This window comes from Pseudactinotalea sp. Z1748, from assembly GCF_049725185.1.
Taxonomy (GTDB): Bacteria; Actinomycetota; Actinomycetes; order Actinomycetales; family Beutenbergiaceae; genus CALKWS01.
Window position 1 is genome coordinate 18359 of the sequence record NZ_JBMPQB010000011.1, and the last position, 11910, is coordinate 30268.

Annotated in this window: 11 protein-coding genes; 10 read left to right on the plus strand and 1 reads right to left on the minus strand. The window is 68.9% G+C overall.

Annotated elements, in window-relative coordinates; genetic code table 11:
* The first annotated feature begins 62 nt into the window (after positions 1 to 62).
* The 9 genes from ACO0LU_RS17695 (at position 63) to ACO0LU_RS17735 (ending at position 9812) form a co-directional block, all read left to right on the plus strand.
* Entirely contained in the window at positions 63 to 1382 is a 1320-nt protein-coding gene (locus ACO0LU_RS17695; RefSeq protein ID WP_424792673.1) for an extracellular solute-binding protein, read from the plus strand.
* Positions 1382 to 2347 carry a carbohydrate ABC transporter permease gene (locus ACO0LU_RS17700; protein ID WP_424792674.1) on the plus strand — a complete coding sequence of 322 codons (966 nt, stop codon included), beginning with the start codon at positions 1382 to 1384 and terminating at the stop codon, positions 2345 to 2347. Before ACO0LU_RS17695 ends, ACO0LU_RS17700 begins: the two co-directional genes overlap by 1 nt.
* Positions 2344 to 3240 carry a carbohydrate ABC transporter permease gene (locus ACO0LU_RS17705; RefSeq protein ID WP_424792675.1) on the plus strand — a complete coding sequence of 299 codons (897 nt, stop codon included), beginning with the start codon at positions 2344 to 2346 and terminating at the stop codon, positions 3238 to 3240. The genes ACO0LU_RS17700 and ACO0LU_RS17705 overlap by 4 nt, the downstream gene beginning before the upstream one ends.
* Entirely contained in the window at positions 3237 to 5333 is a 2097-nt protein-coding gene (locus tag ACO0LU_RS17710) for an alpha-galactosidase (protein WP_424792676.1), read from the plus strand. Before ACO0LU_RS17705 ends, ACO0LU_RS17710 begins: the two co-directional genes overlap by 4 nt.
* A gap of 33 nt (positions 5334 to 5366) precedes the next feature.
* On the plus strand, positions 5367 to 6095 hold the full coding sequence (locus ACO0LU_RS17715) for an SDR family NAD(P)-dependent oxidoreductase (RefSeq protein WP_424792677.1): 729 nt from the start codon (positions 5367 to 5369) through the stop codon (positions 6093 to 6095).
* A gap of 26 nt (positions 6096 to 6121) precedes the next feature.
* Complete coding sequence (locus ACO0LU_RS17720) at positions 6122 to 6841, plus strand: FadR/GntR family transcriptional regulator (RefSeq protein WP_424792678.1); 720 nt, start codon at positions 6122 to 6124, stop codon at positions 6839 to 6841.
* Positions 6838 to 7986 (plus strand): galactonate dehydratase, encoded by a 1149-nt coding sequence (dgoD, locus tag ACO0LU_RS17725; protein ID WP_424792679.1) that lies wholly within the window; start codon positions 6838 to 6840, stop codon positions 7984 to 7986. Before ACO0LU_RS17720 ends, dgoD begins: the two co-directional genes overlap by 4 nt.
* A 13-nt stretch (positions 7987 to 7999) precedes the next feature.
* Positions 8000 to 8941: an SMP-30/gluconolactonase/LRE family protein gene (locus tag ACO0LU_RS17730; RefSeq protein WP_424792680.1), complete on the plus strand. Its 942-nt coding sequence runs from the start codon at positions 8000 to 8002 to the stop codon at positions 8939 to 8941.
* Positions 8942 to 9017: 76 nt separating this feature from the next.
* Positions 9018 to 9812: a carbohydrate-binding family 9-like protein gene (locus tag ACO0LU_RS17735; protein ID WP_424792681.1), complete on the plus strand. Its 795-nt coding sequence runs from the start codon at positions 9018 to 9020 to the stop codon at positions 9810 to 9812.
* Between the two features lie 40 nt (positions 9813 to 9852).
* Here the strand turns inward: ACO0LU_RS17735 and ACO0LU_RS17740 are convergent, their stop codons facing one another.
* Positions 9853 to 10413 carry a Uma2 family endonuclease gene (locus tag ACO0LU_RS17740; protein WP_424792682.1) on the minus strand — a complete coding sequence of 187 codons (561 nt, stop codon included), beginning with the start codon at positions 10411 to 10413 and terminating at the stop codon, positions 9853 to 9855.
* 247 nt (positions 10414 to 10660) lie between these two features.
* Here ACO0LU_RS17740 and ACO0LU_RS17745 point away from each other — a divergent pair, with 247 nt between their 5' ends.
* Positions 10661 to 11902: an ROK family transcriptional regulator gene (locus ACO0LU_RS17745; RefSeq protein WP_424792683.1), complete on the plus strand. Its 1242-nt coding sequence runs from the start codon at positions 10661 to 10663 to the stop codon at positions 11900 to 11902.
* The last annotated feature ends 8 nt before the right edge of the window (positions 11903 to 11910 follow it).

Sequence of the window (11910 nt, forward strand, 5' to 3'; positions counted from 1 at the left end):
GTGTGAGCATGACGCGGGCGGCGCCCCGGCCCCCGCTGACGATGACGTCAAAAGGAGGAGTGATGAATCACTCGCGAACACAGATCTCGCGCCGGAACCTGCTGCTAGGCGGTGGTGCGCTGGGCCTCGGCGGCGTGCTCGCCAGTTGCGTGGGCGGTGGCGGCAGCGCCCCGGACGGCAACGGTGGTGGCAACGGGCAGAACGGCGAGGGCGACGCAGGTGGCCCCATCGTCTTCCAGAACTCGCAGCAGAACCCCGGGCCCTTGGAAGCGCTGGAGCACCTGGTCGAGGAGTACGACGACGGCGACGTCACCATGAACTCGGTCGCCACCGAACAGTTCCGTGCCCAGTTGACGAACTACCTGCGGTCCAACGATCCACCGGACGTGTTGAGCTGGTACGCCGGTTCGGTGGCCCGGAACTACGCACGCGAAGGGCTGCTGCTGGACGTCTCCCCCCTCTGGGAGGGTGACGGCGCGTGCGCGAACTTCTCCGATGCGCTGCGCAGTCTGTCCAGCGACGACGACGGGCAACAGATCTTCGTTCCCACCCACTACTACTGGTGGTCGGTGTTCTACAAGAAGTCGGCCTTCGAGGAGTGGGGTGTGGAGCCGCCGACCACGTGGGATGAGTTCCATGCGCTCTGTGAGAACCTCGACGGGCAGGGCATCATCCCGCTGACCAACGGGATCGGCCCGACCCCGTGGATGGCCTCCGGATGGTTCGACTACCTCAACCTGCGGATCAACGGTCCGGAGTACCACCGGGAACTGCTCGCCGGGGAACGGGCCTTCAATGACCCGGAGGTCTTCGACGTGATGGCCGAGTACGAGCGGCTCATCCCCTACTTCCACCCGAACATGGCCTCCTTCGACGAGCAGGAGGCCGTCACGCCGATGGTGCAGAACGAGGCCGCCATGTATCTGGTCGGGGCGTTCGTCACCCAGTTCTTCCCCGAGGACCAGCACGACGACGTCGACTTCTTCTCCGTGCCCGTGATCAACGATTCGGTGCCGACAGCCGAAGAAGCCCCCACCGACGGGTTCTTCGCTGCCTCAGGGAGCAACAACCCGGAGGGAGCGCTGGCCTTCCTCGACTACATGGCCTCGCGAGAAAGCCAGGAGGCCTTCATCGAGATCTCCGGCACCTCGAACCTGCCCACGTCTCCCGACGTCGACACCTCGGCCTTCAGTCCCATCGTGCAGAAGGGCATCGAACTGCTGGAGAACACCGAGGAGATCACCCAATTCTTCAACCGGGACGGATCCGATGCGTTGCAAGCCACCGCCGATGCCGCCCTCACCCGGTTCCTGGACGACCCGGACTCGGTGGGCGACATCCTCGATGAGTGGCAGCGGGCAGCGGAAGCCACCTTCGACTGATGGCGGGTCAGGCACCGGCCCGGACCGGGAGCCCTCGAACGACGACGGCGCCGCCGGCGAAGCGACAGGACGTTCGAGCGCGCGTCTGGGCACGGCTCAAACGGGTGCCGGCACTGGTGTGGCTGTTCCTGCTGCTGCCCGTGGCCTTCGAGATCTTCTGGGTCTTCTGGCCGGCCCTGAACTCGCTGTCGCTCTCGCTCACGCGGTGGAACGGGATCACACCCGCTGAACCGGTCGGCCTGCAGAACTTCGCCGATCTGTGGCAGGACCCGATCTTCCGGACCGCACTGACCAACAACGTGATCTGGCTGTTCGGTTTCGGGGTGCTGTCGGTGGTGATCGGGTTGTCCCTGGCGGTTGCCCTGAACAAACCGGCCCCGATGGTGGGGGTCTACCGCAGCGCGATCTTCCTGCCGATGGTGGTCTCCCTGGTCGTGACCGGTCTGGTGTGGCGGGTGATGTACGCCCCCGAAGGGCCGATCAACGGCATGTTCGGGCTGCTCGGCCTGGAGACGCTGCAACGACAATGGTTGGCCGATCCGGACCTGGCGCTGTATGCGGTGCTGGTCGCCGCGGTCTGGCGCCAGGTCGGTTACATCATGGTGTTGTACCTGGCGGGTCTGAAGGCGACGAACGAATCGCTGGAGGAAGCCGCCGCCGTTGACGGCGCGAACGCCTGGACCCGGTTCTGGCGCATCGTGATGCCCCAACTCAAAGGGGTGCACACGGTGGTGTTCGCGGTGACGGTCATCGACGCGCTGCGCACCTTCGACATCGTCTGGGCGATGACGCGGGGCGGGCCGTACAACCAGACCCAGTTGCTGAGCACCTACATGTTCCAGCAGGCCTTCACCGCCGGGAACCTGGGCTATGCCTCGGCGATCTCGGTGGTGATCTTCGCGCTCGCGATCGGCTTCATCATCATCTACCTCGCCCGCCAAGCCAAGAACGAGGAGGAAGCATGAGCGCCGAAATGCCGGCGACCACCTCCGCCACGGCCGCGGTACCGGCGCGGCCGGCCAAGCGCCGTCGTCGTCCCCGCACCTCCCGTTCGCCGTGGCTGCACGTGGTGATGGCCCCGCTGTCCTTACTGTGGCTCAGCCCGATCATCTTCGCGGTCCTGGTCTCACTGCGGTCCTATGAGGACATCATCACCCGGGGGATCGGGGCCCTGCCCAGGTCGGTCTCCTTCGAAGGCTTCGCCACCGCGTTCGGTAGTGGCGGGCTGTGGCGGGCGCTGGGCAACAGCATCGTGGTCACTGCCGCCGGGGTCATCATGTCTTTGGCGTTGGCCTCGATCGCCGCGTATGCGCTCAGTCGGTTCCAGATCCCGCTGCGCAAGACGATCTTGTTGACGATGCTGGCCGGGAACCTGCTGCCCCCACAGATCCTGCTGGTCCCGATCTCGGCGATCACCGGGGCCCTGGGGATCTATGACACCCTGTTCGCCCTGACGGTGGTGCAGGTGGGCTTCGGCATCGGTTTCTACACCTTCGTCCTCTACGGCTTCATGCGTAACCTCCCCCATGAGGTCTTCGAAGCGGCCCGTATCGACGGGGCCGGCGCGGGACGGATCTTCGTGGCGATCGTGCTGCCGCTGTCCCGCCCCTCGCTGGCGGCGCTCGGGGTGCTGGCCACCACCTGGATCTTCAACGACCTGATCTGGGCGATGACGGTGCTGCGCTCCGAAGCCAAGTTCCCGATCACCGCGCAACTGCTCAACCTGATGGGTGGCTTCGGCAGCCAGTGGAACGTGGTGGCCGCCGGGGCCCTGGTCGCGGCCGTGCCCACCGCGATCGTGTTCTTCATCTTCCAGAAGCAGTTCGTCTCCGGCCTGCTCGTGGGGAGTGACAAGTGAACCCCGAGCACCAGATCTGGCGCCTACCCACCAAGTCCGGTGAGTACGTGGTGGGCCTGACCCCCGATGGCACCGGCCTGATGCTGCGCCACTGGGGCGAGGCCGGGCAGCAGATCCCCCCGATCACACTGCCCCGCAGAACCACCTCCTTCGAGAGCGAACGGGAGCTGCTGCCCCTGGAGACCACCGCCCTGGGCACCCGCTCGGTGCAGTCGGCGGAGATCGTCGCCCGCCGCGCCGATGGCCTGCGGGGGGCGCGCCTGCGCCTGCGCAGCGACATCGTCGTGCATCACGGGGATACCACGCACCTGACCTGCCCCCTGGCCGATGAGGACGCGGGCCTGGAGGTGGACCTGCACATCCGCACCAGCACCGCGCACGAGGTGGTGGAGAAATGGGCCACGCTGCGCAACGTGTCCGACGTCGCCACCGAACTGCTGCGCGCCTGGGGTGGTGCGTTCGAGGTCCATGCCGACCGCGCCACGGTCGAGGTCCTGCACGGGCACTGGTCCCGGGAGTTCACCCCGGCCCGGGTCGGCCTGGGTGCGGGCGAACTGAGCATCGGCAGCCGGCAAGGGATCACCTCCCACACCTACGCCCCGGTGCTGACGGTGCGCGGCGACCAGGACCCGGAACTGGCCCATTCGGTCGCGCTGGCGTGGAGCGGGTCGTGGCGGATGAGCGCCGATGCGGTGCCGTTCACCGGGCGCGTGCGGGTGGCGGGAGGTCCCGACGACGAGAGCGGGATCCTCACCCTGGGCCCCGGGGAAGAACTCAGCACGCCCGTGGTCGCGGGCCTGCAGATCCGCGGGGATGCCGACCGGGTCGCCCGGGCCTGGCATGACTACCAGCGCACCCTGGCGCGGTCCGCCGATCCCTACCAACGCACCCTGACCCGCCCCACCGACACCTACCACCGGCCGGTGGTGTACAACTCCTGGTACGCCACCACGTTCGACGTCACCGTGGACCACCAACTGGCATTGGCGCAGGTGGCGGCCGATCTCGGGGCGGAAGCCTTCGTCGTCGACGACGGGTGGTTCCGCGGGCGCACCTCCGATCGCGCCGGCCTGGGGGACTGGGATCCCGATCCGGACAAGTTCCCCCACGGGCTGGGCCCGTTGGTGCGAGGTGTGCTCGAGCGCGGGATGCGGTTCGGGCTGTGGGTGGAACCGGAGGCGGTGAACGCGAACAGTGACCTGTACCGCGCCCACCCCGACTGGGTCCACCACGCCCGGGGCCGCCCGCTACGCACCCTGCGCAACCAGTACGTACTGGACCTGGGCCGCCCGGAGGTGGAGGCGTGGGTGATCGAGGTGCTGCGCAGTCTGCTCTCCGCGCATGAGATCACCTACCTGAAGTGGGACATGAACCGCTCCATCGAGGACGGTGGCCAGTCGCGTACGGGTGGGGACGACTGGTCCTGGCGCCACACCAACGCCTACTACCGCGTCCTGGACATGATCCGCGCGGAGTTCCCCCGTGTCACCGTGGAAGGGTGCGCCGGTGGCGGTGGCCGGATCGACCTGGAGGTGCTGGCCCGCACCGATGTGGTGTGGCCCAGTGACGAGACCGGACCGCGGGACCGGCTGGGCATCCAGCACGGATTCCTCAGTGCCTTCCCCAGTTGGACGATGAGTTCCTGGGTCACCGATAAGCCGGACCTGATCGATACCGATCCGGCGAGCCTGGACTTCCGTTTCGTGGTGGCCATGGCCGGGGTGCTCGGCGTCGGCGCCGACCTGCTCGCCTGGGACGGCGCGACGCGGGAGAGGGCCCGGGAACTCATCGAGCGGTACCGATCGGTGCGCCGGATCATCTTCGATGGTGTGGTGCGCCGCCACGGTGACCCGGCCGATGACGTCTACGCCCTGCAGTACACGGTGGAGGACGCCACCGTGGTGCTGGCGTGGAAACGCCCCGGGGCGCCTGCCGAAGCGCGGATACCGCTGGGCGGGTTCACGTCTGAGGCGAGGTTCGCCTGCGAGGATGGGGACAACGTGTTCAGCGGGGCGGAGTTGTCGGCCGCGGGCGTGCCGGTGCGCTGGAGGCACGGCGACTGTGACGTCATCGTGCTGCGCAGGGCCGCGTAGAGCACGGAACACAAGATCAGAAGGGAACAGAGGATGCCTGTAGCAGTCGTGACCGGCGCAGCGCGCGGGATCGGTCGGGCGACGGCGCAGACACTGCATGGCGCCGGATGGCGGGTGGCGATGACCGACGTCGATCCACACGTGAGCGAGCGCGCCGCCGAACTGGGTCAGGGAGCCTGCGGGATCGTGGCCGATGCGGCCTCGGCCGAGGACTGGCAGCGCGTGGTCGCCGAGGTCAACGAGCGCCTCGGCCCAGTGGGCGCCCTGGTGCTCAATGCCCTGGCCACCGACGCCAACCCCCTGCACGCGATGAGCGAGGAGGCCTGGCAGCGCCAGCTCGACGTCAACCTGACCGGGGCCTTCCACGGCCTGCGCGCCTGTCTGCCCGATCTGCTCAGCGACGGTCAAGGCCGTGCGGTGATCGTCTCATCGGTGCACGCCCACTTCGGGTTGCTCGACGTGCCCGGCTACGCCGCGACGAAAGCGGGCCAGACCGGGCTGGTCCGCCAGGTTGCTGCGCAATACGGCCCGCGCCTGCGGATCAACTGCGTGGCCCCCGGCCCGATCCGCACCGCGCTGTGGGACCGGATCTCCGAGGCGGAGCGGCAGCGCAGTGGCCGGCAGACGGCGCTGGGCCGGATGGGTGAACCCGAGGAGGTGGCCGAGGTGATCGCGTTCCTCCTCAGCGACCGCGCCTCCTACATCACTGGGGCGACCATTCCCGTCGACGGTGGGTGGAGCATCACCAAGGACTCCGCCTGAGGGCGTGCGACGACTACGGAGGAAGAGTGAATAGCCGATACAAGGGCCGCGGCGTGCACGGGCAGACGGTGGAACTGCTCGGCACGCGCATCGTCAACGGAACGTTCGCCCCCGGGGAGGTGCTGGACCTGACCGCTGTGGGCCACGAACTCGGGCTTTCCCTGACGTCGCTGCGTGAGGCCATCAAGGTCCTGATGGCCAAGGGCCTGCTGGATGCCCGGCAGAAGAAGGGCACCTTCGTGCGCCCACGTGCCGAGTGGAACTCCCTCGACGGCGACGTGCTGCGCTGGCGGCAGACCAACGGTGACTCCCGAGCCCTCTTCCGCGATCTGGCCGAAGTGCGCTCGGCGATCGAACCGCGAGCCGCGGCGCTGGCCGCGCAGCGCCGCACCGAGGAGGATCTGACGGCGCTGCAGGACGCCCTGGAGGGGATGAAACGGGCCCGGGGTGGCACCTCGGAGGAGGCGGCCCGGGCCGACCTGGCCTTCCACCAGGACCTGTTGCGCGCCACCGGCAATGAGCTCTTCGCCCAGATGGCGGTGTTCGTCGAACCCGCGCTGCTGGCCCGGGACCACCTGGTGCACGATCACTCCACCAGCGACCCGGTGCCCACGCACCAGCGCGTGGTCGAGGCGATCGTGGCCCAGGACCCGGAGCAAGCCGCCGCGGCAGCGGAGGCGCTGGTGGCGCAGAGCATCGCCGACGTCGAACGCGTGATGAGTGCCGAACGGCAGGAGACGCCATGAAGATCACGCGGATCGAGACCTTCGCCGTCCCCCCGCGATGGCTGTTCTGCCGGGTGGAAACTGACGACGGCCTCATCGGGTGGGGTGAACCGGTGGTCGAGGGGCGCACCGAGGCGGTGCGCGGGGCGGTCGAGGCGCTGTCCGAACTGCTGATCGGCGAGGACCCCCGGCAGATCGAGCGCCACTGGCAACGGATGACCAAGGGAGGCTTCTACCGTGGCGGGCCGGTGCTCTCCAGCGCGGTCGCGGGCCTGGACCAGGCGCTGTGGGACATCCTCGGCAAGTCCCTCGACGTGCCGGTGCACGTGCTGCTCGGTGGTGCGGTGCGCGATCGGGTGCGGGTGTACGGGTGGATCGGCGGAGACGATCCGGCCCAGGTCGCCGACGCGGCGCTGGCGCAGGCGGAGTCCGGGCTGACGGCGGTGAAGATGAACGCCACCGGCCGGTGGGACCCGTTCGCGCCGGCCTCCGGCGTCGATGCCGCCGTGGCCCGTGCCGAGGCGGTCCGGGTGGCCACCGGTGCGGACTTCGGGCTCGGTCTGGATTTCCACGGCCGGGTGGGCCCTGCCGATGCCAGACGGCTGCTGCGCGCCCTCGAGCCCGTGGCGCCCTTATTCGTGGAGGAACCGGTGCTGCCCGAGTTCGGCGCGCAGTTGCAGGCCCTGGTGGCCGGCACCACGATCCCGCTGGCCACCGGGGAGCGGCTGTACGAGCGGCTGAGTTTCCAGGCCCCGCTCGAGGCGGGCGTCGCCGTCGTGCAGCCGGACCTGTCCCATGCCGGGGGTATCTCGGAGTCGCGCCGCATCGCTGCCCTGGCCGAGATGTACGGAGCATTGTTCGCACCGCACTGCCCGCTGGGCCCGATCGCGCTCGCCGCCTGTTTGCAGGTGGACTTCACCACCCCGAACTTCTTGATCCAGGAGCAGTCCATCGGCATGCACTACAACACCGGTGGGGCGCAGTTGCTCGATTACGTGGTGGACACCGCACCGTTCGAGTTCCGCGACGGGTACATCGAGCGTTGGCAGGGCGCGGGGCTGGGGGTGCAGGTGGATGAGCAGGCCGTGCGCGCCGCCGACGCCCGCAGCCACACCTGGCGCAACCCGATCTGGGAGCACCCCGATGGGTCATTCGCGGAGTGGTGAGAGGAAGGATGGGATGAACAACGTGGCCCCAGGATCTGCAGGTTCGGTGATCACCGGGCAGTGGCAGGCCGTCGATGAGCGCCGCTTCGAACTCGGTGAGGGCGCCCGGTTCCTGCCCTCGGTGACCTTCGGCGACGGCGGGGATCCCGGCGCCGGCTTCGTGTGTGTGGATCTGCTCCGCGGTCAGTTGTGGAGCACTACCGGAGCGCCCGACGGCGGGCTCACCCAGCGCGCCGACCTGGACCAGCCGCTGGGTGCGCTCGCCCAGGTGCGCGGCGACGAGCAGGCGTGGATCGGTGCGGTCGGAGAGGGGTTCGCGCGGTTGCGCAGCGACGGCGGCCGCCTTGCCGTGACCGAGGTCCTGGCTACCCCGGCTGCCGGGCGTGGTGCGGCGCTGCGGATGAACGATGCGGTGGCCGACCCCCAGGGCCGTTTCTGGGCTGGTGCGATGGCCTATGACGGCGCGCGCGGGCAGGGATTCTTGGCCCGGGCGGATCCCGATGGCGGCGTGCAGGTGGTGCTGGAGAGCCTGTCGATCCCCAACGGCCCGGCGTTCAGCGCCGATGGCACCACGATGTATCTGGCCGATACGCCCACGGGGTGGATCCGCCGGTACCGGGTGGATCCGGCGACCGGCGAACTCGGCGCGGCTGAGGACTTCGTCCATGTCAGCGAGGGCGGCCCGGATGGCATGACCGTGGATGCGCAGGGGTGTCTCTGGTCGGCGATCTGGGGCGCCTCGTGCCTGCATCGGTACTCACCACAAGGGGAGCTGGTGGAGCGCATCCCGGTTCCGGTGCGCCAGCCCACCAGTGTGGCGCTGAGCACCGAGGCGCCCTACCGGGCGGTGGTGACCTCGGCAACGATCGGGCTCGATGAGACAGGCGAGCACGACGGCCGCGTCATCACCGCTGCGTCGACGGTGGCGGGCATCCCTGCGGCGGCGTTCGGCTGAGCGCCCCGCAGGTCGGGGCGTCACTCACTCACACCCAGTTCCTAGCACCCGGCGGATCGCCGGTAGGAGGTTGATCGTGTCGTACGTGGCACAACGCTTGACCGATGTGCAGTCCGCAGATGTCGGAGTCCGGTCGGAGTTCTGGGACCTGGCGGAGAGGTCCCAGCGCTTCGTGAACATTGTCAACGGTAAGCCGGCGACCCTTGGTACCCATGCAGCGGTCGTCTGGAGCCGCAGCCACCTGTATGTGAAGTACTGGGTGCAGGAGCCCTTCCTGAACGCGACCCTCGAGGAGCGCGATTCGCTGCTGTTCACCGAGAACAACGTCGAGTTGTTCATCGACGGCGGGGACGTCTACTACGAACTCGAGGTCAATGCCCGCAACACTGTCTACGAGGTGCTGTTCCTCTGGCAGGACGCCATGGCGAACCCCACGAACACGTTGGTGCGTGAGTTGCACCCGATCGAACACGGCGCGGTGACGTTCGGCGGTAACCACGACCGGAACCCGGAGACGTTCTGGACCGGCACGCACCCGCGCGGCCTGCGGTGGGCCTTCACCGACTGGGACATGCCCGGCCTGCAGACCCAGGTGGCACTGGACGGAACGCTGAACGATGACTCCGATGTGGATGCGGGGTGGGAGGCGCTGATCAGCATCCCGTGGGAGTCGCTGCACGGATTCGCCGGGAAGCGGCCTCTCCCACCGGGTGAGGGTGAGGTCTGGATGTTCCAGTTCGCCCGCTACGAGCGGTTGGCCGAACTCGGCCAGAACGTGGGCTGGGCATGGACGCCGGTGGGCAGCGATGACAACCACCGCCCGGAGAAGTTCACACCGATCCAATTCTCCCGCGCCCCGCTGGGGCAGTGAGACCGGGGAACACCGGGCCGTCACGCCTGAGCCGGCCCACCTAGGGCGCGGGTCGGACCAAGTCCGCCGGGACCACCTCGACGGGGAAGGGGCCCTCGAGCACTGCGCGTTCGGTGCCGCTGACGTGCGCGGTGGTGCTGTACGAACCGTCGGTCAGGTCCAGCGCAAGCAGGGAGGGTTCGGCTGGGTCGACGATCCAGTAGGACCGGACGCCGGCGTCCTCGTACTTGGAGCGCTTGAGCACCTGATCCTTGCGACGGGTGGCGGGGGAGAGGACCTCGACGGCGAGGGCCAACGGAGCGGTCACGTGATGCTCCCCGACGTCCTCGTTGCGGGCAATGAGCAGGTCGGGTTGCAGCGAGGTGCGCGTATCCGGGCGCCAGTCCAGTGGGGCGGGCAAGACCTCGTACCCCGGTGGGCATGCCGCGTGCAGGAGGACGAGTAGGCGGGTGATCACGCGTTGGTGCAGTGGCGCCGGGGCCGGACTCACGAGCAACAGCCCGTCGAGCAGTTCGTACTGCAAGCCGTCGTCGGGTAGCAGGTCGAGATCATCGACCGTCCACTCCTCGCCCGTGCGCGGCATCAGCGTCATACCAGTCATGATGCTCCCTCTCGCTGGATCTGTCAGCACTGCGCATGGCTCAAGGATGTCGCTCCGGGTGGTTTCGCGCGGAGGTTATCCACAAGGGCAGCGTGCCGGCGGAACGGACGGAGCAACCGAAACTACGCCCACGATCGAACGTGGCTCTTTAATTTCGTACAGCACGTAAGTATAGTGCGACGCAGCGCCCGCGGACCCGCCGTGGGCCGGCGCCCCGGGACCCGGGCGCGAGTGCCGAGGAGGCCCGATGGCGGACATGCCGGTGGCGGCGGATCTGCGCTTCATGCGCGAGGTCAACGCGACCGCCGTCCTGGAGCGGCTGCGCCGCCAGGACCGGATGAGCGTGGCCGAACTCGCCAAGGCCAGCGGACTCTCCCGCCAGGCCGTCACCCGGTCCCTGGCCGAATTACAGGACGCCGGGTTGGTGGAGTACCTGCCCCCGCAGCGCGACGCCAAGCGCTCGGGGCGACCGGCCCAGTTGGTGCGCTTCCGCGCCCGGGCGGGCTACGTCGTCGGCGCCTTCATCGACCCGCACCAGATCCGCCTCGGCCTGGCCGACCTGCGCGGACAGATGGTCACCTCCCGGCAGGCCGTGCTCGAGCACGGGGCCGACGGCGAGGCAGCGATTGCTCTGATGGTGCAGGAGGTGCAGGAACTGCTCGCGCAGGCCGGGACCGCACCGGAGCAGGTGTACTCGGCCGCGATCGGGGCCCCGGGCATCGTGGACCCCTCCGAGGGCGTGATCCGGTTGGTGCCGTCGATGTCCGGCCTCAGCGGCGACGGCGTGGTCCGGGCCCTGGGGGAGTACCTGGACTGCGCGGTCTATCTGGACAACGACGTCAAACTCGCCACCCGGGGTGAGCAGTGGCACGGGGTGCGCCGCGACGACGAGTCGCTGGTGGTGGTGCACTGGGGCGAGCGCATCGGCGCCGGGATCGTGCTGAACGGCACCCTGTACCGGGGCGCCACGAACGACGCCGGTGACCTGGGTTTCCTGGACGTGATCGCCGAGGGTGAGCACGGCCCCACCGAGTCCGGCCTGGGACGCTTCGAGGCCTGGGCCGGGGCGTCCGCGCTGATCGCCCTCGCCGTGGAGGAGTTGACCCGGTCCGGCGACACCGGCCGGGCCCAACAGGTCCTCGACGCCGGCGACGACGCCCTGGAGATGGTCCTGGCCGCCATCCAGGCCGGCGATCGTGACGCCGGCGCCGCCCTGGCCCGGGTGGCCGAACGTTTCGCGATCGGCCTGGCCGCGATCCGCACGTTGCTGGACCCCCACCTGGTGGTCTTCAGCGGCCCGCTGGCCCGTGTCGGGGAACCACTCCTGGAAGCGCTGCGCACCGCGCTGGCGGACTACCCGCTGGAGTTACCCGAACTGCAGGTCTCCACCCTGGGCGCCGACGCCGTCGTGCAGGGCGGGATCCGGCACTGCCTCGACGAACTGGAACAGAACCGGTACCTCCCCCGCGAGAGAGGAGCCCGACCTTGACGCGGCCG